Here is a 22,223-nt window from a genome sequence, read left to right as displayed (position 1 = left end):
ACCCCCCATGAACGCCCCCGCCGACCTCGCACAAGCCCGCTTCAACATGATCGAACAGCAGATCCGCCCCTGGGATGTGCTGGACAAGTCCATTCTCGACCTGCTGTCCGTCATGCGGCGCGAAGAGTTCGTTCCGCTCGCCCACAAGGCGCTGGCCTTCGTCGACATGCTGGTGCCGCTGCGCGGCCCGGCCGAAGAAGCGCTGCGCAAGGGCCAGTGCATGCTGGAGCCGAAAGTCGAGGCCCGCCTGCTGCAAGACCTGCGCGTGCAAGCCCACGAGAAGGTGCTGGAAGTCGGCACCGGCTCCGGCTACATGGCCGCCCTGCTGGCGCATCGCGCGCAGCGCGTCATCTCGCTCGAGATCGACGGCGAACTCGCCCGCGCCGCCCGCGACAACCTGCAGCGCGCCAGCATCTCCAATGTCGACGTGCGTGAAGCCGATGGCGCCAAGGGCCTGTCGGGCGAAGCGCCTTTCGACGTGATCCTGCTCTCGGGCTCGGTCCCTGAAGTGCCGCAGGCGCTGCTCGCGCAACTCAAGGTGGGCGGCCGCCTGGCGGCGATCGTCGGCAGCGAGCCTGTGATGCGCGCCACCTTCGTCACCCGTACCGGCGACGCCGCCTACACCACGGCGCAGCCCTGGGACACGGTGGCACCGCGCCTCGCGGGCTTTCCCGAGCCTTCGCGCTTCAACTTCTAAAAGCCGGCCCATGATCGATCAAGTCCGCCCCGCCGACCTCGCCGCCTGGTTCCAGGCCCAGCCCGATGGCGCCGTGCCCCTGGTGCTGGACGTGCGCGAGCCGTGGGAACTGGAGCGAGCGAGCGTGAAGGCGGACGGCTTCGAACTGGTGGCGATCCCGATGAACCAGCTGCCCGCGCGCGTTGCCGAGCTCGACCCGGCGCGCCCGGTGGCGTGCCTGTGCCACCACGGCGCGCGCAGCCAGCGCGTGGCGATGTTCCTTGCCGGCAACGGCTTCGAGCGCCTGGCCAACATCGCCGGCGGCATCGACGCCTGGTCGGGCGAGCGCGACCCGGGTGTGCCGCGTTACTAGGCTCCACGAAGACAGACTCATTCGATCACAAGGACGGAACATGAAATTACTGCGGCGGACCTCACGGCTTTTGCCCCTGTCGGTGGCGCTGGGCGCGGCGTTCGCCGGCCCCGTGCAAGCCCAGAGCCTGCTCGAGCTGTACGAATCGGCGCGGGCGTACGACGCCACGTGGCAATCGGCCAAGGCCCAGTACGACGCCAACCTGTACCGCGCCGAACAGGCCCGCGCCGGCATCCTGCCGTCGGCCAACCTGTCGCTCGGCCTGTCCCGGGCGAACGTCGACAACACCGTGCCTGCGATCGATCGGGGCGTCACCGGGCAAACCGGCACCATCAGCGCTTCGCAGCCGCTGTACCGGCCCGCCAACTTCGCGACCTTCCAGCAGGGCAAGCGCCAGGTGGAGCTGGCGCAGGCGCAGCTCACCGCCGCCAGCCACGACCTGATCATCCGCGTGAGCCAGGCCTACTTCGACGTGCTGGCCGCGCAGGACACGCTGGCCTTCGTGCGCGCGCAGAAGACGGCCGTGGGCGAGCAGCTGGCGTCGGCCAAGCGCAACTTCGAAGTCGGCACATCGACCATCACGGACACGCGCGAAGCGCAGGCGCGGCACGACCTGGTGATTGCCCAGGAGATCCAGGCCGAAAACGATTTGCGCGTGAAGAGGCTGGCACTCGATTCGCTCGTGGGCAAGCCCGACGTCAAGCCCAACACACTGGCGCTGCCGATCACGGTGCCCGCCCCCCAGCCTGCCGACGTGAACGTCTGGGTTCAGCAAGGCGAAGAGAACAGCCCTTCGATCCAGCAGTCCAAGACAGCCGTGGAGATCGCCCAGCTCGAGACCGAAAAGGCCAGGGCCGGCCACAAGCCGACGCTGGATCTGACGGCGAGCTACAACGTCAATCGCAACCCCGGCGGCAACACCACGGTGCCCGTCGACACGCGCAGCAACACGAGCACCGTCGGCCTCTCGTTCAACCTGCCGCTGTTCGCCGGCTTCGCGACGCAAAACCGCATTCGCGAAACACTGTCGCTGGAAGAGAAAGCACAGGCCGACCTGGAATCGGCGCGCCGCAACGTCGCCCAGGCTGTGCGCACGGCGTTCTTCGGCCTGGTCTCGGGCCAGGGCCAGGTCAAGGCGCTGGAAGCCGCCGAGGCCTCCAGCCAGAGCGCGCTGGACGCCAACCGCCTGGGCTACCAGGTGGGTGTGCGCATCAACATCGACGTGCTCAATTCGCAGAGCCAGCTGTTCCAGACCAAGCGCGATCTGGCGCAGGCGCGCTACAACGTGCTGATAGGGCACCTGAAGCTGCGGCAGGCCGCCGGCACGCTGCTGCCGGAAGACCTGGCCAGGCTGAACGCGCTGTTGGCCAAGGGCTGACGGCGATGCGGGGCGCCTGGCTTATCGCGCCTCTCCTTATCGCACCTCTGCTCGTCGTGGCCCACGGTGCGGGCGCGCAGCCCGTCGGCCTGGACGCCGCCGTGCAGTCGGCGCGCGCCCACGCCGCCAAACACACGGGGCAAGCCGCGCAATCGTTCGAACTCGTGAAGGCGCAAGCGGTGACTTGGCCCGATGGCAGCCTGGGCTGCCCGCAACCCGGGATGAACTACACGATGGCCTTGGTGCCCGGCTACCGCATCCAGCTTCGTGCGAAAGGCAGCGCGGTGATGGACTACCACGCGAGCGACACGGGCGCGCTGGTGTTGTGCCCCGCGTCTCGCTCTGTCGAGCCTGTACCCGACAGCCGCACTTAGGGTCCCCGGCTGCGCGGTTCAGCCCGCCTGCAGTTCCTTCAGCAGAAGGCCCGCGCCGGCCTGCCCCGACACGGCATTCGGGTCGAACTGATGGTCCGCCACGAATCGGCCCTTGGTGTAGAGGTTGGAGAAACTCCAGAGATAGGGAGAAGGCAGGCCGCGCGTGCGATAGCCCATGCCGTTGTAGCTCTCCCAGCGAAACAGCATGCTGGCGACGCTCCAGTCGGCCAAGCCGACGAAGCCCTTCATTCGCAGCGCGTCTTCGGCGCTCTGTTCCCAGGTGAACGGCGGCTGCCCGGCGATGGGGCGTCCGGCGGGCACGCGGACCGTCCGCTGCGTGAGTGGATCTCCGTTGTGCAGGTGCAGCTTGAAATTGCAGCTGCTCTCCAGCGAATGAATGATGCCGATGAACATCCAGGGGATGCCCAGCTTGTTGCCCAGCGCCTCGTAGCGCGCACGGCCCTGCTTGATCAGCGCGCATGTTGCGTCGATCGCGGCACCGCGCTCCGGCCGGGGCTGGCAGCTGTCGAAGCTCTGGCGGTATTCGTCCGCAATGTCGGCGAAGTTCGTGCTCTTGTTGATGGTGGAAGGCGGTACGGAGCTGACCGCCGGAACCGGCGCCAGCACCTGCGCGGCGTTCTCGGTGGCGAACGGTGAGCCGGGGAAGGTGCAGGTGAGCGTGAAGGTTCCGCCCGGCCCGGGCGTGCGCTGGATGTTGATCGCGCCGAGCTGCTTCCACTCGCTCTCGACCTCCAGGGCATCGGCTGCGGTCAATCCTTCAAGGCGTGCGTCGTGCGACATGGCGGGCTCCTATTTCGGCAGTTTCAACGCCGACACCGCTTCGGCGCGCTCGGCGGCAAAGCGCTGGAGCCGCATGAAGGACGAGACGTCGACATTGATGCCCCTGCCGCGGAGAAAGTCCTCCAGCTGCTTGCGGTTCGCGGCGTTGAGCGTTCCGCCCGGGAAGACGAAGTCACGCAGCGTGACCGTGTTCTTGTCCGCCTTGACGGTGAATCTTCCGGCGATGGTTTCGGAGTTCGACACGACGGGCGGCTGGCCGGTCGCGGCGTCACCGGGGTTGCCCACCGGCTCCACGTTCTTGACCGCAATGTTGACTTCCGCTTCGATGTTTGCGGGCAGGCACAGCGCCGCGTAGCCGCGGATCACCCGCATAGCGGCGGGCCGGCTGGAGTAGCCCTTTTCCTGCACTTCCCGGTACTTGGACTGTTGCCCCTTCACCAGTGACCGTACCGATGAGGGATCCAGGTTGTAGAGCAGGCTGCCGCTCAGGTTGTCGACGGTCGCACTGGCCAGCCCGAAAGCGATCGCCGTGATGGCCACGTCCTTGGCCGCGGCCTCCACCGCCGCCAGGATGCCTGCTGTCGCCGCGCCGAGGAGCCCGATCTGTGCCGTGGTGGTCTTGCGGTCGCGGTTCAGGCGAAAGAGCGCGTGCATGTACGCCTCGCACTTGCCGTCGGCATAGTCCATGCCCGCGGCGATCACCGCATCCCAGTTGGGGGGCGCATCCGCCCCGACGCCCGGCACCTGCGCGAGTTCCATCAGTTCGACCAGCACCGCGTCCTGGTTCTTGCGGAAAGTATTAAGTTCCGAAGCCGAGAACTCAGCCCCGGGGCCGTCGCGCACGATCGTGCCGTTGTTGTAGGTGGCGCAGCCGGTCGATGCGAGCGCGATGGCCGCCACGGTGCCTACAAGGGCGAGCCGCGCGAGAACAAGTTTGAACATGGTCGTTGACCTCTGTGGTGAGTCCCTGAACGACCGGGTTATAGGCTTGTCGCGGTGTTTTCGCCTCCTCAGATTGGAGGAGAACAGCGGCCGATGGAGGGGCTGCGCCGTGAAATGGCGCGGGCGCGCCGAGCGCCTACGCCCGCGCCTCGCGGAAGCTGCGCCGCTCACCTGCTCGTGTGCCCAGGTAGGACTCCTGCACGTCCTTGTTGCCGGCGAGCTGGTCGGCAGTTCCGTGCATCGCCACTTGGCCGCTTTCGAGCACATACGCGGTCTGTGCGTGTGCCAGTGCCATGTGGCTGTTCTGTTCGGCGATGAGAAAGCTCACGCCTTCCTGGCGGTTGAGATCGCGCACGATGCCGAACACCTCGGCCACCAATTGCGGCGCCAGGCCCATCGAAGGCTCGTCGAGCAGCACCAGTCGCGGGTTGGCCATCAGCGCCCGCCCGATGGCGCACATCTGCTGCTCGCCCCCGGAGGTGAGGGCCGCCCGCGAATCGCGCCGGGTCCTCAGGCGCGGAAAATAGGTGTAGACCTTTTGCAGGTTGCGCTCGCTCTCGGCGGGATCTTTCCGCCGCGTCCATGCGCCGGCCAGCAGGTTCTCTTCGATGGTCAGGTGGCCGAAACAATGCCGGCCTTCCATCACCTGCACCAAGCCGCGCCGCACGAGGGCCGAGGCGCGCGAGTTCTCGATGCGCTCGCCTCGCAGGCTGATGCTGCCCTGGGTCACCTTGCCCCGCTCGCCGGCCAACAGGCTGCTGATGGCGCGCAAGGTGGTGGTCTTGCCGGCGCCGTTGCCGCCGAGCAATGCGACGATGCCGCCTTCCGGCACCTGCAACGATACGCCGCGCAGCACCAGGATCACATGGTTGTAGACGACTTCGATGCCGTTGACTTGAAGCATGGAGGCAGTCAGCTCTGGAGGTGATCAGCTCTGGCAATCCGCTGGCGTGCGACGCTCCAGCTTCTTGTCACCCGCGTATTTTTCGGCCGAGCCCTTGACCATGGGCTTGATGATCTGTTCGTCGCCTTGCAGCCACTCGGGTGCTTGCACCCACTTGGCCCCGTCCCAGGTGTGGATGCGAGCCCAGCTGGCGCCCAGATGGTCGGCACACGTGGTGCCGAAGGGGCGCAGCACGCCGGCAAACCCCAGCGCATCCAGCCGCTTCTGGTCGAGGTTCAGGTTTTCCAGTCCCCAGCGCGCCTGCTCACCGGTGACCGGCTTGCCTTTGGCGAAGCGCTCCTGCGCGCGGCGAACGCCTTCCACCGCCACCATGGCGGACACGAGGCCCCGCATGTACAGCACCGAGCCGACTTCTTCCTTCGGGCCGGTGCCCTGCCCTTTGGCGTGCACCTGCGCCAGGATGTCCTTGACGATCTTGGCGTTGGGCTCGGCGCCGTGCTGCATCATCACCGCGTGGTAGCCCTTGGCGCCCTCGCCCACGTCCTTCACGTCCGGCTCGGCGCCCGACCACCAGGAGCCGTACATGCGGTCCCGCGGAAAGCCCGTGGCCTGCGCTTCTTTCAGCGCGGTCGAATTCATCACGCCCCAGCCCCACAGCAGGATGTAGTCGGGGCGGTTCTGGCGAACCTGCAGCCAGGTCGACTTCTGTTCCACGCCCGGGTGCGTGACGGGCAGCGTGGCCAGCTCGAAGCCATGCATGCGGCTGCGCTCCTGCAGCAGCGCAATCGGTTCCTTTCCGTACGGGCTGTCGTGGTAGACCAGCGCGATCTTCTTGCCCTTCAGCTTGTCGAGGCCGCCTTCGCGCTTGCCGATCTGCTGGATGATCGCGTCTGCGGCGATCCAGTGCGTGCCGAGCAGCGGGAAGTTCCACTTGAAGACGTTGCCATCCTGCGTGTCGGAACGGCCATAGCCCGCCGTGATGAGCGGGATACGGTCGCGTGGCGCCGTTTCGGTGAGCGCGAACGCCAGGCCGGTCGACTGCGGCTGGAACAGCACGGCACCGCCATGCTTTCCCTTGAGGCGCTCGTAGCACTCCACGCCGCGGTCGGTGGCGTAGCTGGTTTCGCATTCCTCGTAGAGGATCTTCACGCCGTTGATGCCGCCCTGGCCGTTCACCAGCTTGAAGTAGTCCACATAGCCGTTGGCCATGGGGATGCCGTTGGGCGCGTAGGCCCCTGTGCGGTAGGTCAGCACCGGGAAGAACTGCTCCTTGGCCTGCGCGAACGCGGACAGCGAGGCCGTGGTGACGCAAGCGGCCGCAACCGCGTTGAGGACGAGGGATCTGATTTTCATGCTTGTCTCCTGGGGATTCGGGATGCCAGACGCGCCAGGCCATTGGGCTCGGCAATGAGGAAGAAAACGATCAGCCCGCCGAACGCCACCAGTTCCAGGTGGGACACGGTGGCCGTGGAGATCGGCAGGCCCAGCCACGCCGGCACCTGGTTCAGGGCCAGCGGCAAAAGCACCATAAACGCGGCGCCGAGGAAGCCGCCCGCGATCGAGCCCATGCCGCCGATGATCACCATGAACAGCAGCTGGAACGAGCGGTCGATAGAGAATGCCGCGGGCTCCCATGCGCCCAGGTGCACGAAGCCCCACAGCGCGCCCGCGACACCGACGACGAACGAGCTGACGGCGAAGGCGCTGAGCTTGGCCGCGACCGGCCGGATACCGATCACGCTGGCGGCGACATCCATGTCGCGGATCGCCATCCATTCACGGCCGGCGCGGCCCCGCACCAGGTTGGCAATGGCGAGGGTGAACACCGCGACGACGCCCAGGCACAGCCAGTACTTTTGCGCCGGTGTTTCGATGGGCGAGCCGAGGATGCGAAGGTCACCTACGCTCACGGATCCGGTCGGCGAATCGTGCGTCAGCCATTTGATGCGCAAAAACGCCCAGTCGGTGAAGAACTGCGTGGCCAGCGTGGCGACGGCGAGGTACAGGCCCTTGATGCGCAGACTGGGAATGCCGAAGATCACGCCGACGGCCGTGGCGCAGACGCCGCCCAGCAGCAGTGCCAGCAACAGCGGCATGCCCTCGACGCGAACGTGGAAGTTGAACGCGGCATAGGCGCCGATCGCCATGAAGGCGCCGGTGCCCAGCGATATCTGGCCGCAGTACCCCACCAGCACGTTCAGGCCGAGCGCCGCCAGCGAAAGGATCAGGAACGGAACGAGGATCGCGCGCAGGAAGTAGTCGCCCGCGACCATGGGCAGAGCCAGCGCGGCGGCGACAAGAAGAGCGAGGGCGATTCGCTTCATACGCGCTCGATCAACTTCTCGCCGAACAGGCCCTGCGGCCGCAGCAGCAGGAAGGCCAGCGCCAGCACATAGGCAAACCAGATTTCGATGCCGCCGCCCAGCGACGGTCCGAGGTACACCTCGGACAGCTTCTCGCCCGCGCCCACCACGAGCCCGCCCACAATGGCGCCGGGCACGGACGTGAGGCCACCGAGAATCACCACCGGCAACGCCTTGAGCGCAACGAGCGACAGCGAGAATTGCACGCCGAGCTTGCTACCCCAGATCACGCCCGCCACCACGGCGACGAAACCCGCCACGCACCACACCACAACCCAGACACGTTCCAGCTCGATGCCGACGGACTGCGCCGCCGGCGCGTCGTCGGCCACGGCGCGCAGGGCGCGGCCCAACGCCGTCTTCTGGAAGAACAGCGCCAGTACAGCCACCAACACCGCCGCGATGAGGGCCGCAACCACGTCTTCCGTCGAGAGCAGCAGCCCGCCGTCGAACCATTGGCCCAGCACCATGACCGGGTCCTTGGGCATGCCGACGTCGATCTTGTAGATGTCGCTGCCGAACAGCAGCTGGCCGACGCCGTCGAGAAGGTAGGCGATGCCGAGCGTGGCCATGAGCAACGATGCGCCATCCTGGTTGACCAGGTGACGCAGCACAAACCGCTCGACCGCAACCGCAACCCCGCCCATGAGCAGCAAGGCCCCTACAAAGGCCAGTAGGTTGGCGACGATCAGGCTGCCCGTCCAAGGCAACAGCCAGCCCGAGAACCGCGCCATCGCCAGCGCCGCGAACAGCATCATCGCGCCCTGCGCGAAGTTGAAGACGCCCGATGCCTTGTAGATCAGCACGAAGCCCAGCGCGATGAGTGCGTAGAGCATGCCGGCCATCAGGCCGCCGGCGAGTGTTTCGATGAGGAAACCCATGAGCTTAAGCCGGCTCCGGCGTACCGAGGTAGGCGCGGATCACCTCCTCGTTGCCGCGCACCTGTTCGGGCGAGCCGTCCCCGATCTTCTTGCCATAGTCCAGCACGACGACGCGATCGCTGATGTCCATCACCACGCCCATGTCGTGCTCGATGAGAACGATGGTGGTGCCGAACTGCGCATTCACATCCAGGATGAAGCGGCACATGTCGCGCTTCTCTTCGTGGTTCATGCCGGCCATGGGCTCGTCCAGCAGCAGCAGGCGCGGCTCCATCGCCAGCGCCCGGCCCAGGTCGACGCGCTTTTGCAGGCCATAAGGCAGCTGTGCCACCGGCGACTTGCGCCAGGGCTGAATTTCGAGGAACTCGATGATGCGTTCGGCCTCTTCGCGGTGCGCATGCTCTTCGCGACGCGCCGGCCCCCAGTGCAGCGCCTGAAGGAGCAGGTTGCTGCGCATGTGCAGGTTGCGCCCCGCCATGATGTTGTCCAGCACGCTCATGCCCTTGAAGAGCGCCAGGTTCTGGAACGTGCGCGCCACGCCCATGCATGCGACCTGGTGCGGGCTCATGTGATGGAAGGTCCGGCCGGCCAGCGCGATGGTTCCCGCTTGCGGCCGGTACACGCCGTTGATGCAGTTGAGCATCGAGCTCTTGCCGGCGCCGTTGGGGCCGATGATGGAACGGATCTCGCCCTCGCGCACGTCGAAGCTGATGTCGGTGAGCGCCGAGACACCACCGAAGCGCAGCGAGATGTTCTCCACTTCGAGTACCGCATTCATTGGAGCGTGAACGGATTGTTGATGGCGGGCCGCGGATTGATGAAGACGCTCTTGGGTTCCAGGTACTCGCGGATCGCATCGATGCCGTTCTCGCGGCCGATGCCGGACGCCTTGAAGCCGCCGAAAGGAGCCAGGTAGCTCACCACGCGGTAGGCGTTGACCCAGACCGTGCCCGCCTTCAGGCGGCGCGGCATCTCGGTCGCGCGCGCGAGGCTGCTGGTCCACACGCCTGCCGCCAGGCCGTAGGGCGTGTCGTTGGCGATGGCGACGGCTTCCTCGTCGCTGTCGAAGCTGATCACCGACAGCACCGGGCCGAACACCTCCTCCTGCGCGATCCGCATGTCGTTGAGCACGCCGGTGAAGATGGTGGGCTCGACGAACCAGCCGTTGCCGCATTCGGGCCGCGTCGCGCGCTCGCCCCCCAGCACGCATTTCGCGCCTTCGGCCTTGCCCATGGCTATGCAGCCGAGGATGCGGTCCAGCTGCGGCTCGGTGGCGATGGGCCCCACGTCCGTGTCGGGGCTGTTGGGGTCACCCAGCCGCGCGGTCTTCATGCGCTCGAGCAAACGGGAGACCACCTCATCGTGCACATTGCGATGCACCAGCAAACGCGAGCCCGCCATGCAGGTCTGTCCGCTGGCGGCGAAGATGCCGGAGATCACGCCTTTCACCGCCGCGTCGAGGTCGGCATCTTCGAACACGATGTTGGGCGACTTGCCACCCAGCTCCAGCGACACCCGCTTGAAGTTGCGCGCCGCGGCTTCCGCGATGCGCCGGCCACCGACGTTGCCGCCGGTGAACGCAATGCGCGCGACCAGCGGATGCTCCACCAGCGGCTCCCCCGCTTCGTTCCCGAAGCCCGTGATGACGTTGATCACGCCCTTGGGAAAGCCCGCCTTCTCGAACAGCTTCGCCAGGCCCAGCATGGAGGCGGACGCGAATTCCGACGGCTTGACCACCACGGTGTTGCCGGCCGCGAGCGCGGGCGCGAGCTTCCACGCGGTCAACAGCAGCGGCGAGTTCCACGGGGTGATGGCTGCCACCACGCCAAGCGGTTCGTGCGTGACGTAGTGGAACATCCCCTTCTTGTCGATCGGCGTCACGGTGCCTTCGATCTTGTCGGCCAGGCCGCCGTAGTACTGGAACCAGCGCGGCAGGTAGCGCATCTGGCCCAGCATCTCCACGCGCAGCTTGCCGTTGTCGCGTACCTCCAGGCTGGCGAGCTCCTCGGCGTTTTGGGCGATCAAATCGGCGAGGCGGTGCAGCAGCAGGCCCCGGTCGCTTGGGTGCATTTCGGCCCACGCTCCCCGCGTGAACGCCTCGTGCGCGGCGCGCACCGCGCGGTCCACATCATGGGCATCGGCGCGCGGAATGCGGGCCCAGACTTCGCCGGTGTAGGGATTCTTGGTGTCGAACCACCGCCCGGACCAGGACTCGGACCAGTCCCCGTCGATGTGCATCAGAAACTGCTCGGTACTCACTGGGTGCTTCTTCGCTTCATTCAGTTGAGGTAGGCGCCGCGCGGGCCGTCGACACAGGTGAAACTGGCGGCGTCGCTCGTGTTCCCGCTGCCCTTGTACTTTGGCAAGCCGGGATAGACGCACAGTGGCCGCGACAACTTCACGCCCTGGGCCGGGTCGTCGTTGTTGTACTTCGCGCCGACGATCACGTCGGGTGCGGCGCCCGTCTCGACCCAGGCCTCCAGCGCCGAGATCACGTCGTGTTGCGCGTCCTTGACCGTGGAAGGATTGCCGAAGGGGTTGCCGATGCCCGATGCACCCATTGCGCCGGGACCCGCCAGGTGCCCGCCACCGGGGATCATGAACAGCCGGAACGTGTCGCGCGCCGCGCCGATGTTGTTGTTGAAGGCGGGGCCCGCGACCACGCTCTCGTAGTACTCGATCACATAGCGTGGCGGCACGACCGGATCGCCCCAGCCAGTGGTCAGAATGATCTTGGCTCCGCGGCTCTTCACGCCCGAAAAGTCGGTGCCTCCGGCATCGACGATGGAAGCGATCGACTCGTTGCCGATCTTGGTGCTGATCGCCGCCGCCACGTCGATGTCGAAATTGATCGTGGTGAAGTCGAAGTTGAGCGGTGCACCGGTGCCGCGCACGAAGTCACCGAACCAGCCGTTGCCCAACAGCCCGTCGGAGTTGAGCACGCCGAAGAGCGAAGGGCCGCTGATGTAGCTGACCCAGTCGGGCGTGTTCACGCCGTGCGGCTCGTAGCCCGGAAACACGCGCTTGCCGGTGCTCGGGCTGCGCGGACCGTCCAGCACGCGGTTGAGCGATGCGATCTGCGGCGCGGTCAGGCAGGCGTCGGTTTCCGCGCCGGTGCACAGCAGTGCCTGTGCATTGAAGTTGCATGACCGCGGGTCATTGACGATGCCGTCGGTGACACCATCGGCCGCATCGCACTGCGCCAGCGCCGCTGCCTGGATCGCGGGCAGCTTGTTCTGGCCGAACGTCGACGCGGCGTTGGTGAATTGCGCCTGCTCGGTGTTGACCCAGCCGGCGGAAAGGCGGTTCCAGTTGTTCGCGGGGCCGTCGATGATGTAGCCGTCGAAGTCCTGCGGGAAGCGCTGCGCGGCCATGAAGCCTTCACGTCCGCCGTTCGACGCGCCCAGGAAGTAGGAAAACTTGGAGCCCATGGCGGTGTGTTTCGCGATCACCAATTTGGCGAAGTCCGTCGTGATCTTGTGGGCGCGCCAGCCCCAATCGACGATCTTCTCCGGATGCCCGGCCGCCCACGCCGCCAGGTCCGGCACCGCCAGCGCGTGGCCGGTGTCTGTGGATGCGATCGCGTAGCCGCGCTTCAATGCGCTGGCCATCGGGCCGTACTGATAGAACCCGGCATACGCAAGCGTGCCGACCTGCATGTACTTCTGGTTCCAGCCGGCGGCCGGGATCCAGACTTCGATGCCGATGTTTGAATCGCTGCTGGGCGTGGCCTGGGCCACAACGCGGCAGAACGCCGGCATACCGGCCAGCGTCTGGGCTGGAATGAGGCCTTGCGCCGGTGCGTCGAAGCTGCCGGCGGGCACAGCCGTCGCCGACAGTACGGTGGCGCCGGCGAGCGTCGTGTTCTTGAGGTCCGCACAGGCAACGGGGCCGGGACTCGAGCCGCCGCAGCCGACGAGGACGGCACCCGCGACGGACGCCGCGGCGATGAGGTATCGGATCATGTTGTCTCCTAATCTTCTTTCGCAGATATATGTCTACGATAGAAGAATAGTAAGAGGCAACTATCAAAACCTCAAGACGAAAACTCTTGGGGTTTTCCCTTTACTTCTCCAGAAGGAGCCCGGCAGCAAGTGGGCTGAACATGGAATGTTCTCTACTATCGTAGATAATAGGCCGGTCTTCAGGGAACTTCAAATAATCGATGAGTAAAGCCGCTATTGCCAGCCGGGCCCGGGACAACACAGCACGCGACGACGACGACGAATCCGACGAGTCTGACCAGGCCGTGGCCGCCCTGGCCGCACGCATCAAGCAGTTGCGCAGCCAGACCAACATGACGCTGGAGCAGCTGGCTGCGCAGTCGGGCGTCAGCCGCGCCATGCTGTCCAAGGTCGAACGGGGCGAGAAGAGCCCGACGCTCGGCGTGATCGTTCGCATCGCCGGTGGATTCAACATGTCACTGTCGAACTTTCTCGGCGCGCAGCCCGATCCGTCGGACGTGGCCGTGATCCGCGCGAGCAAACGCCTTTCGTTCAAGGATCCGGAGACCGGTTTCGAGCGCTCGGTGCTCTCGCCCGCCCATCTGGATAACGGCGTCGAAGTGGTGCTGCACCGCATCCCGTCCGGCCAGTCGTCCGGGCTGTTGCCCGCGTACAGCGCGCCGACCGAAAAGTACCTGGTGGTACAGGAGGGGCAGCTCACCGTGTTCGTCGATGGCAAGCCGCATGTGCTGCAAGCGGGCGACTCCATGTACTTCGAGGTCAAGGGCCCGTACAGCTTCCTGAACGAAGGCAAGGCGTCATGCGCCTATTACATGGTGATCGTCCGCAAACGCTAGGCCGCCCAGCAGCGCCCTAATCCCAAGTGGCGCCGGTTTTCTGCACGATCGGGCCCCACTTACGCGACTCGAGGTAGATCAGCGCGGTGAGCGCTTCGACCGACGACCCTGCCGTGTCGATGCCGAGCTTGGCGAACTGCTTGCGCAATTCCGCATGGCCGAGGGCCTTGTTCAAGTCGCGGTTCAGCGCGTCGACGATGTCGGTCGGCACGCCTCTCGCCGTGAACATCGCGAAGAACGCCTTCACATCGAACCCTGGCACGGCCGATTCGCCGACGGTCGGCACGTCCGGCAGCAGCGGTGAACGCCTGGCCGACGTGACGGCGATGGGCCGCAGTTTGCCGGCGCGCACATGCTCGATCAGGCCCGGCAGGTTGCCGACCATCACGGGGACGCGGCCGCCCAGCACGTCCTGCAGCGCCGGCGCGTCGCCGCGGTACGGGATGTGCCGCATCTTCACGCCCAGCGAGTCGCAAAGCATCTCGGCCGCCAGGTGCACCGATGTTCCGGCACCGGGCGTTGCGTAGGCGAAGTCGCCCTTCTTCGCCAGCGCAACCAATTCTTTCAAAGTGCGGGCCGGAACGTCGGGGCTGACGACGACCATGTTCGGAACGCTGCCCACGAGCGTGAGCGGCTGCACGTCCCGCGCGACGTCGTACGGCAGCCGCTTGGTGAGGAGGGGATTGATGGCGAACGAGTTCATCGCCGTGATGCCGATGGTGTAGCCGTCGCGCGGCGCCTTCAGTACTGCATCGACGCCGATGTTGCCGCCCGCGCCGGCCTTGTTCTCTACCAGGACGGTGATGCCGGAGAGCTCCTGCAACTTCTGTGCAATGACGCGAGCCTGGATGTCGGTGGTGCCACCCGGCGGGTACGGAACGACGAGGTGGACGGGTTTGGCGGGAAAGCGGGCCTGGCCCCAGGCCGGCGCACCGATCAGCGCGGCGGCGCCCAGAAGCCTGCGGCGCGAGATGCGGTTCAGAGTGGCATTCATCCTTGTCTCCAAAAAACAGGCGCGGCATCGTGCACCGGCCGATGCTGTTTATCTTATCGCCGATCAGATATAACACAAGCCCAGTGCGATGCGTGCAAACCCTATAGCGGATTCGATATCAGGCTTCCCTCAATGGGCTTTAATCTTGACACCGATCAGTTTGTCATTAGAATCGCTTCGACACCGATACAGCCTTGCGGAGACAACATCCATGTTCAAGAATGACCTGCTCGAGGGCAAGCGCATCCTCGTCACCGGGGGCGGTTCCGGCCTGGGGCGCGAGATCACCGCGCGCTACCTGCAACTCGGAGCGCAGGTCTATATCTGCGGGCGCCGCAAGCCCGTGCTGGATGAAGCCGCGGCCGAACTGATGGCCGAACACGGCGGCAGCGTGAAGACCTTCGCCCTCGACATCCGCAACGCCGACGACGTGCAGCGCATGGTCGACGGCATCTGGGCCGACGGCGGCGCGCTTGACGGCCTGGTCAACAACGCGGCCGGAAACTTCATCAGCCGCACGCAGGATCTGTCGCCGCGTGGCTTCGATGCCGTGGCCAACATCGTGCTGCACGGCACGTTCTACGTCACGCAAGCTGTGGGCAAGCGGTGGATCGCGGAAAAACACAAGGGCTCCATCATTTCCGTCGTGGTCACGTGGGTGCGCACCGGCGCTCCGTTCGTCGTGCCCTCGGCGATGTCCAAGGCCGGCATCGATGTGATGACCAAGTCGCTGGCTGTCGAGTGGGGACCGTATGGCATCCGCCTGAACGCGATTGCGCCGGGCATCTTCCCGACCGAAGGCGCCAACAAGCGCCTCAGCCCCACGGAAGACTGGAAAGATGGCATCGTGCGCAACCCGATGCACCGCGTGGGCCGTATGAGCGAGTTGCAGAACCTGGCGGTATTCCTGATGGCCGACGGCGTGGAGTGGTTGACCGGCGAAACCATCGCCATCGACGGTGCGGGCCACTACCAGAACGGCGCTTCGTTCACAGACCTCGCAGAGCTGAGCGACGAGCAATGGCAAGCGATGCGCGAGGCCATCCGCCGCAAGGACGAACAGGACAAGACAGGGAAAATCAGCGCATGACTGCGTTGCGCGTCGATCGTTTCGTCGATGCCATCGCCGCTACCGACGCGGGCGGCGCCACCGTCGCGCTGCTCGCCGAAGACGGCGAGGCCCTGACTTATGCCGATCTTGCCGCCCGGGTGGACGCGTGCGCGCGGTCACTGGCGGATGCGGGACTCGCCGCCGGCCAACGGGCGGTGCTGGTCGGCGAGAACTCGGTGGACATGATCGTCGTGCTGCTGGCCGCGATGCGCTTGGGCGCCTGGGCCGTGCCGCTGAACGCACGCATGTCCGCGTCGGAGATCGATGGCATCTGCGCCCACTGCGCGCCTCGCCTCGCGTACTTCTCGGCCGGATCGCCCGAGGCAGTTGCTCACGCGCTGAGACACGGCGCGATGGCCGGCTCGGCGGACGGCCTGTCGCGCGGACTCGTCGCGCTGCGCGAAGACGGCACGCAGGCCGATGGCGGCGACGACGTGGCCGTGATGATCTACACCTCGGGCAGCACCGGCACGCCCAAGGGCGTGATGCTGACGCACGCCAACCTCGACTTCGTGACGCAGGCCTCATTGGCGCAGGAGGTGCTCCTGCCGGGCGACCGCATCTTTCATGCGTTGCCCATCTCGCACTCCTTCGGATTGATCTCGGCGCTGCTGTGCGGGCTGCGCGCGGGCGCCACCTTCCAGCTCGCCACACGATTCAGCGCGGAGCAGCTTGGGCACGCGATCCTGCATGACGGCATCACCGTGTTCCAGGGCGTCCCCGCGATGTATGCACGGCTGGTCGAATGGTCCACGCAGGCGGGCGTGCCGCTCACGCCCAATCGTTTGCGCATGGCGTACATCGGCGGCTCGCAGATCGACGCCACGAAGAAGGCGCAGACCGAGGCTTTGCTGGGCATCCGGCTGCACCACGGCTATGGCTTGACCGAATCCGCCCCGGCCGCGACGCGCACCTTCGGCCACCCGCCACCCTCCGATGTGACGGCAGGCTGGCCGATCCCGGGCATCGAAGTGGTGCTGCGCGATGAGTTGGGCCATGACGTCGCACCCGGCGCCCGCGGAGAAGTCTGCATTCGCGGGCCGAATGTGATGAAGGGCTACTTCCGCGATCCGGAGCAGACGCGCGCGGCCATCGACGCCCACGGCTGGCTGCACACCGGCGACATCGGCGTGTTCGGGCCGGAGGGCGACTTGACCATCGTCGGCCGCATCAAGGACATGATCATCCGCGGCGGCTTCAACGTGTATCCGGCGGAAGTCGAAGCGGCGATCGGCGGTTTTGCGGGTGTGGCGCAGTCCGCCGTGCTCGGAAGGCCGCTCGATGGCGATGAGGAGGTTGTCGCCTTCATCGAGCCGCAAGCCGGCGCGCGGATCGATACCGAGGCGCTCGAGCGCTTCCTGCGCGGCAAGCTTGCCCCGTACAAGATTCCCCGGCGCTACGTGCTGATGGAGCGCCTGCCGGCCTCCGGCACGGGCAAGCTGTTGAAGGCCGCGCTCAAACCGTTGCTGGAGCCGGGCGCGGCCATCGAGGCGAGCCGTTGATGCGGTCGCTGCTGAATCCGCGCTCGGTCGCCATCGTCGGCGCTTCGGACAACATCCAGAAGATCGGCGGACGCCCTCTGCACTACCTGCTGAAGCACGGATTCGCGGGACGCGTGTTTCCTGTGAACCAGCGGGGCGGGGCGGTGCAGGGCGTGGCGTCCTATGAAAGCCTGGACGCCCTCCCCGAAGCGCCGGACAGTGTCATCCTCTCCGTCCCGGCGGATGCGGCCCTGGAGCAGGTGAAGGCATGCAGCCGCGTCGGCGCGGGGAACGCCATCCTGTTTACCTCCGGCTTCGGCGAAATGGGCCCCGACGGTTTGCGCCAGCAGCACGAACTCGTCGCCGCGGCAACGGCGGGCGGTGTGCGGCTGCTCGGCCCCAACACCATCGGTTCCGCGAATTTTTCCAGTGGCGCGATCCTGTCGTTCGCCTCGATCTATCAGGACTTCGCGCCGCAAGACGGCCCCGTCGCTATCGTCTCGCAAAGCGGCGCGGTGGGCGCTTCGGCCTACGCGATGCTGCGCCAGAACGGTATAGGCGTGCGTTACGTCTGCACCACGGGCAACCAGGCGGACGTGGAAGTGTGTGATTTCCTCGGCGCGGTGCTGGCCGATGCCGCCGTGCGGCTGGTGCTGCTGTACCTCGAAGAAGCGCGCGATCTGCAAAAGCTCGAAGCGACCCTGGCGCTCGCGCACACGCGCGGTGTGCCTGTGCTCGTGCTGCAGGCGGCGAGCAGCGAGTTGGGCGCACGCATGGCGGCATGCCACACGGGCGCGGCCGGCACGCGCGGCCCGGCCCTGGCAAGGTTGCTGCGCGACTACGGTTGTCGGCGAGCCAACAGCCTGGCGCAGCTCAGCGCCGGCGTTCCGCTCTACCTTGCCGACAGCCCACCCGCTCCAGGCGCAATGCGAGTCGGCGTTGTCAGCAACAGTGGGGCGTCTTGCGTGCTGTCGGCAGACGCATGCGAACTGCTGGAACTGAATCTCGCCGAACTGTCGGCACCCACGGTCGCAAAACTCGACGCATTGCTCCCGCCCTTCTCGCGCAGCCGCAACCCCATCGACCTCACCGCCATGCTGCTGATGGAGCCAGGCCTGCTGGGCAGCGCCGTCGACACCGTGCTGCGCGATCCGGGATGCAACGCCCTCTCACTCAGCCTGCTGGCACTGGCCGGCGCCGGCTACGACGTGCCGCGATTCGCGCGGGACACGGCGCGCGCTGTCCGCGACTGCGGCAAGGCCGCGGTCTTCAACTCGCCCGATGCGCGTGTGAGGGGCGCGTTCGCGGCCGAAGGGATCGCGGTGTTCGCGAGCGAATACGAGGCGCTTTCGGCGCTGAAGGAGCATCGGATTCATCGCGTCGGCATGGATGCCGGATCGAGTCCCGCATGACAACCCTCTTTGCGGAGCAGGCTCAACCGGCCGGCCGCCCCAGGCCCGCGATGAAGATCTCGAAAATCGTGCGCGCGATGCCCATCGGGTCCTTGCGCAACACGTAGCGCGGCGTGTTCTGCGGGTTGATCAGGATGGTGGCCAGGCCATGGCAGGCGGTCCATGCCGCCAGCGTTGCTTCGCGGCTGCGCTCCATCGAGCCTTCGCTCGCCAGCAGGAAGTCGGCGACCGACGTTTCCAGGATGCTATAGGAGCGGGTCGCCGCTTCGTTCAGCTCCGGGTACTGTGTCTTGTCGGGGATTTCCGGGCCGTGCATCAGGTGGAACAGCGCCGGGTGCGCCAGCGCGAACTCGGCATACGCGAGCATCACCGTCATCAGCCGCTCGCGCGGATCGCGCTTGTCCTTCAGCGCCGACATGCGGAATTCAAACAGCTTGCGAAAGCCCAGCGCGGCGATCGCCGCCAGCAGCCCGGCCTTGTCGAAGTGGTGCAGCGGCGCCGTCTGCGTGACGCCGATGCGCCGCGCGATCTCGCGCATGCTCAGGCTGCTCTGGCCTTCCTTTTCCAGCATGGCCATGCCCTCCAGCACCAATGCGTCGCGCAGGTTGCCGTGGTGGTAGGCGGTCTTGACGGCGCGCTTCTTGGCGGGAGTGGCTGGCATCGTGACGATGTTAATCGACGGTGGAAGGCTTTGCCCCGCCGCGGAAGTGGCCGCACACGGTATCGATGAGCGACTTGGCATACGCAGGCAGCAACTCGGCGTCGCGCACGAGGATGTAGCGCTCGCGCACCCGCCATTCATCGGTGAGTTCGATCTGCGCCAGCTTCATCGCGGCCAGGTTGCGGCCTGCCGCGCTTTCGGGAACGATGGCCACACCCACCCCGCCGCTCACCATACGGCACATCGCGTCGAAGCTGCCGAGCTGGATGCGCAGTTTCATCGGCTTGCCCAACTTCTCGGCCTGCAGTTCCAGAAAGCTTTGCAGCGTGCTGCCGTGATGCATGCCCACCATGTCCTCTGCCAGGGTGTCGGCAAAGGCGATGCGCTTGCGCCTCGCGAAGCGGTGGCCGCGCGGCGTGACCAGTACCAGCCGGTCGGTGCTGAAGTGGATCGCCTGCAGCCCGAGCTGGTCGATGGCACCGGCCACGATACCGATGTCGGCGCGGCCATCCAGCACGCCGCGGGCGATCTCAGCGTTCGGTTTTTCCTGAAGGTCGACGTTGACACGCGGATTGGCCGCGAGAAATCCCGGCAGCACTTCCGGCAGGAAATCGGTCACGGCCGTGGTGTTGGCGAACACCCGCACGTGGCCGCGCAGCCCACCGCCGTAATCGTGCAAGTCGCGCCGCAGCTGGTCGGCCTGGCGCAACACGCCGCGGGCATGGTGCAGGAAGGCTTCGCCCGGAGGCGTCAGCCGCACGCCACGCGCTTCGCGGTAGAGCAGTGGCAGGCCCGACTGCGCTTCCAGCGCCTTGATGCGCGCGCTGGCCGCCGCCAGCGAGAGGTGCTGGCGCGCGGCCGCCCGCGTCAGGTTGGCCTCCTCGGCCACCAGCACGAAAAGGCGCAGGTCCGTCAGGTCGAAATGCATGAGCCCCATGCTAGCGCAAAACGCCCCAGCCTTCGGCAATACCGAAGGCTGGGTTCCGGATTCGTGCATTGTGCGGCGAGCCGCATCACGCGACCATCCTTGGCATGAGCGAAATTTCCCTGGCTGCCTTGCAAGAGTGGGTCGGTAAAACCGAAGTCCACCACGACGACCTGACGGCATCACCCCTGCGCGGCCTTGCTGCCACGCTGGGCCGCAAAGACCCGCCGCCCGAGCGCGGCACACCGGTGCCGCCCCTGTGGCACTGGCTTTACTTCCTGCCGCAACACGACGCGGCCGAGATCGGCCCGGACGGCCATCCGGATCGCGGCGGCTTTTTGCCGCCGATCGCGCTGCCGCGCCGCATGTGGGCCGGCAGTCGGCTCACCTGGGAGCCAGGCAACCTGCCCCGCGTTGGCGACTCGGCCAAGCGAATCTCCCGGATCGCATCGGTCACGCACAAGGCGGGCCGCACGGGCGATCTGGTGTTCGTCACGGTTGCCCACGATCTGCACAACGCGCAAGGGCTCTGCATCGCCGAAGAACACGACATCGTCTACCGCGGCCTGGCTCGGCCGGGCGATCCCGCGCCGGCACCCACCGCTGCGGAAACGCAGGCGGAGTGGCAGCGCGAACTCACGCCCGACGAAGTGCTGCTATTCCGCTATTCCGCCCTCACCTTCAACGGCCACCGCATCCACTACGACAAGCCTTACGTCACCGACGTGGAAGGCTACCTCGGCCTCGTGGTGCACGGGCCGCTGATCGCCACGCTGCTGGTGGATCTGGTGCGCCGCAGCGCTCCCGACGCCTTCGTGCGCCGCTTCGAGTTCAAAGCCGTGCGGCCGAGCTTCGCCGGCGACGTCCTCCATCTCAAGGGCCAGCCGCAAGCCGACGGCAGCGTGCGCCTTTGGGCCCATTCCCCTGAAGGCTGGCTCGCCATGCAGGCCACCGCGCACATTGAATGACTGAATCCATGAATACACAAACCGACAAATACCAGGACATCCGCGACGCGGTGCGCGCCTTGTGCACCGAATTTCCCGATGAATACCACCGCAAGGTCGACGAGAAGCGCGCCTACCCCGAGGCCTTCGTCGACGCGCTGACCAAGGCCGGCTGGCTGGCCGCCCTGATCCCGCAGGAGTACGGCGGCTCGGGCCTCGGCCTGGCGGAAGCCTCGGTGATCATGGAAGAGATCAACCGTTCGGGCGGCAACTCCGGCGCCTGCCACGGCCAGATGTACAACATGGGCACGCTGCTGCGCCACGGCTCCGATGCGCAGAAGAAGAAGTACCTGCCCAAGATCGCCACGGGCGAGTGGCGCCTGCAGTCGATGGGCGTGACCGAGCCCAGCACCGGTACCGACACCACCAAGATCAAGACCACGGCCGTGAAAAAGGACGGCCGCTACGTCATCAACGGCCAGAAGGTGTGGATCTCGCGCATCCAGCACTCCGACTTCATGATCCTGCTGGCCCGCACCACGCCGCTGGCCGACGTGAAGAAGAAATCCGAAGGCATGTCGATCTTCATGGTGGACCTGCGCGAGGCCGAGCAGTCGGGCATGACGGTGCGGCCGATCCTGAACATGGTGAATCACGAGACCAACGAGCTGTTCTTCGAGAACCTCGAGATTCCGGCCGAGAACCTGATCGGCCAGGAAGGCCAAGGCTTCAAGTACATCCTGGACGGGCTGAACGCCGAGCGCACGTTGATCGCCGCGGAATGCATCGGCGACGGCTACTGGTTCATCGACCGCGTGACCAAGTACGTGAAAGACCGCACCGTGTTCGGCCGCCCGATCGGGCAGAACCAGGGCGTGCAGTTTCCTATCGCCGAGGCCCACATCGAGGTCGAAGCCGCGAACCTGATGCGCTGGGAAGCGTGCCGTTTGTTCGACGCTCACCAGCCCTGCGGTGCGCAGGCGAACATGGCGAAGTACCTGGCCGCGAAGGCGAGTTGGGAAGCGGCCAACGCCTGCATCCAGTTCCACGGCGGATTCGGCTTCGCGTGCGAATACGACGTCGAGCGCAAGTTCCGCGAGACGCGCCTGTACCAGGTCGCGCCGATTTCGACGAATCTGATCCTTTCTTATGTGGCGGAACATGTCCTTGGCTTGCCGCGCTCGTTCTGACGGTTTCCT

At 66.3% G+C, this 22,223-nt stretch carries 22 protein-coding genes; 10 read left to right on the top strand and 12 right to left on the bottom strand.

Going from position 1 to position 22,223, the window contains the following annotated elements:
- The first annotated feature begins 7 nt into the window (after nt 1-7).
- Genes EEB15_RS15405 through EEB15_RS15390 form a run of 4 tightly spaced genes read left to right on the top strand, consistent with a single transcriptional unit; the run spans nt 8 to nt 2,801 of the window.
- Nucleotides 8-697, top strand: coding sequence for a protein-L-isoaspartate O-methyltransferase (locus EEB15_RS15405; RefSeq protein ID WP_141510759.1), 690 nt, complete (start codon nt 8-10; stop codon nt 695-697).
- Nucleotides 698-707: 10 nt separating this feature from the next.
- Nucleotides 708-1,049 carry a rhodanese-like domain-containing protein gene (locus tag EEB15_RS15400; RefSeq protein WP_141510758.1) on the top strand — a complete coding sequence of 114 codons (342 nt, stop codon included), beginning with the start codon at nt 708-710 and terminating at the stop codon, nt 1,047-1,049.
- 40 nt (nt 1,050-1,089) lie between these two features.
- A complete protein-coding gene (locus tag EEB15_RS15395; RefSeq protein ID WP_141510757.1) occupies nt 1,090-2,427 on the top strand; it encodes a TolC family outer membrane protein in 1,338 nt (445 codons plus the stop codon).
- A 5-nt stretch (nt 2,428-2,432) separates the two neighbouring features.
- Entirely contained in the window at nt 2,433-2,801 is a 369-nt protein-coding gene (locus EEB15_RS15390) for a hypothetical protein (RefSeq protein ID WP_141510756.1), read from the top strand.
- An 18-nt stretch (nt 2,802-2,819) separates the two neighbouring features.
- Here the strand turns inward: EEB15_RS15390 and EEB15_RS15385 are convergent, their stop codons facing one another.
- From EEB15_RS15385 to EEB15_RS15345, 9 genes are all read right to left on the bottom strand, one after another.
- Complete coding sequence (locus tag EEB15_RS15385; RefSeq protein ID WP_141510755.1) at nt 2,820-3,602, bottom strand: hypothetical protein; 783 nt, start codon at nt 3,600-3,602, stop codon at nt 2,820-2,822.
- Between the two features lie 9 nt (nt 3,603-3,611).
- Nucleotides 3,612-4,544 carry a hypothetical protein gene (locus EEB15_RS15380; RefSeq protein WP_141510754.1) on the bottom strand — a complete coding sequence of 311 codons (933 nt, stop codon included), beginning with the start codon at nt 4,542-4,544 and terminating at the stop codon, nt 3,612-3,614.
- Between the two features lie 136 nt (nt 4,545-4,680).
- The gene (locus EEB15_RS15375) at nt 4,681-5,448 is read right to left on the bottom strand and encodes an ABC transporter ATP-binding protein (RefSeq protein WP_141510753.1); all 768 of its coding nucleotides are present in this window, start codon (nt 5,446-5,448) and stop codon (nt 4,681-4,683) included.
- A gap of 24 nt (nt 5,449-5,472) precedes the next feature.
- Entirely contained in the window at nt 5,473-6,801 is a 1,329-nt protein-coding gene (locus EEB15_RS15370) for an ABC transporter substrate-binding protein (RefSeq protein WP_141510752.1), read from the bottom strand.
- On the bottom strand, nt 6,798-7,853 hold the full coding sequence (locus tag EEB15_RS15365) for a branched-chain amino acid ABC transporter permease (RefSeq protein WP_370283637.1): 1,056 nt from the start codon (nt 7,851-7,853) through the stop codon (nt 6,798-6,800). Before EEB15_RS15365 ends, EEB15_RS15370 begins: the two co-directional genes overlap by 4 nt.
- Nucleotides 7,769-8,692, bottom strand: coding sequence for a branched-chain amino acid ABC transporter permease (locus EEB15_RS15360; protein ID WP_141510750.1), 924 nt, complete (start codon nt 8,690-8,692; stop codon nt 7,769-7,771). The genes EEB15_RS15365 and EEB15_RS15360 overlap by 85 nt, the downstream gene beginning before the upstream one ends.
- Nucleotides 8,693-8,696: 4 nt before the next feature.
- The gene (locus EEB15_RS15355) at nt 8,697-9,470 is read right to left on the bottom strand and encodes an ABC transporter ATP-binding protein (RefSeq protein WP_141510749.1); all 774 of its coding nucleotides are present in this window, start codon (nt 9,468-9,470) and stop codon (nt 8,697-8,699) included.
- Nucleotides 9,467-10,930 carry an aldehyde dehydrogenase gene (locus EEB15_RS15350; protein ID WP_141510874.1) on the bottom strand — a complete coding sequence of 488 codons (1,464 nt, stop codon included), beginning with the start codon at nt 10,928-10,930 and terminating at the stop codon, nt 9,467-9,469. The genes EEB15_RS15355 and EEB15_RS15350 overlap by 4 nt, the downstream gene beginning before the upstream one ends.
- Before the next feature lie 41 nt (nt 10,931-10,971).
- The gene (locus EEB15_RS15345) at nt 10,972-12,657 is read right to left on the bottom strand and encodes a tannase/feruloyl esterase family alpha/beta hydrolase (protein ID WP_141510748.1); all 1,686 of its coding nucleotides are present in this window, start codon (nt 12,655-12,657) and stop codon (nt 10,972-10,974) included.
- A gap of 200 nt (nt 12,658-12,857) precedes the next feature.
- Here EEB15_RS15345 and EEB15_RS15340 point away from each other — a divergent pair, with 200 nt between their 5' ends.
- Complete coding sequence (locus EEB15_RS15340) at nt 12,858-13,493, top strand: helix-turn-helix domain-containing protein (RefSeq protein WP_141510747.1); 636 nt, start codon at nt 12,858-12,860, stop codon at nt 13,491-13,493.
- 16 nt (nt 13,494-13,509) lie between these two features.
- On the opposite strand, the gene EEB15_RS15335 is transcribed toward EEB15_RS15340, so the two are convergent.
- The gene (locus tag EEB15_RS15335; protein WP_141510746.1) at nt 13,510-14,487 is read right to left on the bottom strand and encodes a tripartite tricarboxylate transporter substrate binding protein; all 978 of its coding nucleotides are present in this window, start codon (nt 14,485-14,487) and stop codon (nt 13,510-13,512) included.
- A gap of 211 nt (nt 14,488-14,698) precedes the next feature.
- Between EEB15_RS15335 and EEB15_RS15330 the strand changes: the two genes are divergently transcribed.
- From EEB15_RS15330 to EEB15_RS15320, 3 genes are read left to right on the top strand one after another with little or no spacing between them, the layout of a single operon-like run.
- Nucleotides 14,699-15,577 carry an SDR family oxidoreductase gene (locus EEB15_RS15330; RefSeq protein ID WP_141510745.1) on the top strand — a complete coding sequence of 293 codons (879 nt, stop codon included), beginning with the start codon at nt 14,699-14,701 and terminating at the stop codon, nt 15,575-15,577.
- Nucleotides 15,574-17,100, top strand: a complete 1,527-nt coding sequence (locus EEB15_RS15325) for a class I adenylate-forming enzyme family protein (protein ID WP_158290122.1) — start codon at nt 15,574-15,576, stop codon at nt 17,098-17,100. The genes EEB15_RS15330 and EEB15_RS15325 overlap by 4 nt, the downstream gene beginning before the upstream one ends.
- Nucleotides 17,100-18,491, top strand: coding sequence for a CoA-binding protein (locus EEB15_RS15320; RefSeq protein ID WP_141510743.1), 1,392 nt, complete (start codon nt 17,100-17,102; stop codon nt 18,489-18,491). The genes EEB15_RS15325 and EEB15_RS15320 overlap by 1 nt, the downstream gene beginning before the upstream one ends.
- Before the next feature lie 22 nt (nt 18,492-18,513).
- On the opposite strand, the gene EEB15_RS15315 is transcribed toward EEB15_RS15320, so the two are convergent.
- Complete coding sequence (locus EEB15_RS15315) at nt 18,514-19,152, bottom strand: TetR/AcrR family transcriptional regulator (RefSeq protein ID WP_158290121.1); 639 nt, start codon at nt 19,150-19,152, stop codon at nt 18,514-18,516.
- A gap of 10 nt (nt 19,153-19,162) precedes the next feature.
- The gene (locus EEB15_RS15310) at nt 19,163-20,080 is read right to left on the bottom strand and encodes a LysR family transcriptional regulator (protein ID WP_141510741.1); all 918 of its coding nucleotides are present in this window, start codon (nt 20,078-20,080) and stop codon (nt 19,163-19,165) included.
- A 104-nt stretch (nt 20,081-20,184) separates the two neighbouring features.
- Here EEB15_RS15310 and EEB15_RS15305 point away from each other — a divergent pair, with 104 nt between their 5' ends.
- Together EEB15_RS15305 and EEB15_RS15300 are read left to right on the top strand one after the other, a co-directional pair.
- Nucleotides 20,185-21,045 carry a MaoC family dehydratase N-terminal domain-containing protein gene (locus EEB15_RS15305; RefSeq protein ID WP_141510740.1) on the top strand — a complete coding sequence of 287 codons (861 nt, stop codon included), beginning with the start codon at nt 20,185-20,187 and terminating at the stop codon, nt 21,043-21,045.
- A gap of 8 nt (nt 21,046-21,053) precedes the next feature.
- The gene (locus EEB15_RS15300) at nt 21,054-22,214 is read left to right on the top strand and encodes an acyl-CoA dehydrogenase family protein (RefSeq protein WP_141510739.1); all 1,161 of its coding nucleotides are present in this window, start codon (nt 21,054-21,056) and stop codon (nt 22,212-22,214) included.
- Nucleotides 22,215-22,223 lie beyond the last annotated feature (9 nt).

Origin of the sequence: Ramlibacter sp. WS9 (assembly GCF_003797765.1) — a bacterium.
GTDB lineage: Bacteria > Pseudomonadota > Gammaproteobacteria > Burkholderiales > Burkholderiaceae_C > Ramlibacter.
This window is presented reverse-complemented; position numbering and strand designations above follow the sequence as displayed.

What these genes read in the sequence shown, in the direction of transcription:
- EEB15_RS15405 (WP_141510759.1), top strand. Translation starts at nt 8, where the DNA reads ATGAACGCCCCCGCCGACCTCGCACAAGCCCGCTTCAACATGATCGAA.
- EEB15_RS15400 (WP_141510758.1), top strand. Translation starts at nt 708, where the DNA reads ATGATCGATCAAGTCCGCCCCGCCGACCTCGCCGCCTGGTTCCAGGCC.
- EEB15_RS15395 (WP_141510757.1), top strand. Translation starts at nt 1,090, where the DNA reads ATGAAATTACTGCGGCGGACCTCACGGCTTTTGCCCCTGTCGGTGGCG.
- EEB15_RS15390 (WP_141510756.1), top strand. Translation starts at nt 2,433, where the DNA reads ATGCGGGGCGCCTGGCTTATCGCGCCTCTCCTTATCGCACCTCTGCTC.
- EEB15_RS15385 (WP_141510755.1), bottom strand. Translation starts at nt 3,602, where the DNA reads ATGTCGCACGACGCACGCCTTGAAGGATTGACCGCAGCCGATGCCCTG.
- EEB15_RS15380 (WP_141510754.1), bottom strand. Translation starts at nt 4,544, where the DNA reads ATGTTCAAACTTGTTCTCGCGCGGCTCGCCCTTGTAGGCACCGTGGCG.
- EEB15_RS15375 (WP_141510753.1), bottom strand. Translation starts at nt 5,448, where the DNA reads ATGCTTCAAGTCAACGGCATCGAAGTCGTCTACAACCATGTGATCCTG.
- EEB15_RS15370 (WP_141510752.1), bottom strand. Translation starts at nt 6,801, where the DNA reads ATGAAAATCAGATCCCTCGTCCTCAACGCGGTTGCGGCCGCTTGCGTC.
- EEB15_RS15360 (WP_141510750.1), bottom strand. Translation starts at nt 8,692, where the DNA reads ATGGGTTTCCTCATCGAAACACTCGCCGGCGGCCTGATGGCCGGCATG.
- EEB15_RS15355 (WP_141510749.1), bottom strand. Translation starts at nt 9,470, where the DNA reads ATGAATGCGGTACTCGAAGTGGAGAACATCTCGCTGCGCTTCGGTGGT.
- EEB15_RS15350 (WP_141510874.1), bottom strand. Translation starts at nt 10,930, where the DNA reads ATGCACATCGACGGGGACTGGTCCGAGTCCTGGTCCGGGCGGTGGTTC.
- EEB15_RS15345 (WP_141510748.1), bottom strand. Translation starts at nt 12,657, where the DNA reads ATGATCCGATACCTCATCGCCGCGGCGTCCGTCGCGGGTGCCGTCCTC.
- EEB15_RS15340 (WP_141510747.1), top strand. Translation starts at nt 12,858, where the DNA reads ATGAGTAAAGCCGCTATTGCCAGCCGGGCCCGGGACAACACAGCACGC.
- EEB15_RS15335 (WP_141510746.1), bottom strand. Translation starts at nt 14,487, where the DNA reads ATGAATGCCACTCTGAACCGCATCTCGCGCCGCAGGCTTCTGGGCGCC.
- EEB15_RS15330 (WP_141510745.1), top strand. Translation starts at nt 14,699, where the DNA reads ATGTTCAAGAATGACCTGCTCGAGGGCAAGCGCATCCTCGTCACCGGG.
- EEB15_RS15325 (WP_158290122.1), top strand. Translation starts at nt 15,574, where the DNA reads ATGACTGCGTTGCGCGTCGATCGTTTCGTCGATGCCATCGCCGCTACC.
- EEB15_RS15320 (WP_141510743.1), top strand. Translation starts at nt 17,100, where the DNA reads ATGCGGTCGCTGCTGAATCCGCGCTCGGTCGCCATCGTCGGCGCTTCG.
- EEB15_RS15315 (WP_158290121.1), bottom strand. Translation starts at nt 19,152, where the DNA reads ATGCCAGCCACTCCCGCCAAGAAGCGCGCCGTCAAGACCGCCTACCAC.
- EEB15_RS15310 (WP_141510741.1), bottom strand. Translation starts at nt 20,080, where the DNA reads ATGCATTTCGACCTGACGGACCTGCGCCTTTTCGTGCTGGTGGCCGAG.
- EEB15_RS15305 (WP_141510740.1), top strand. Translation starts at nt 20,185, where the DNA reads ATGAGCGAAATTTCCCTGGCTGCCTTGCAAGAGTGGGTCGGTAAAACC.
- EEB15_RS15300 (WP_141510739.1), top strand. Translation starts at nt 21,054, where the DNA reads ATGAATACACAAACCGACAAATACCAGGACATCCGCGACGCGGTGCGC.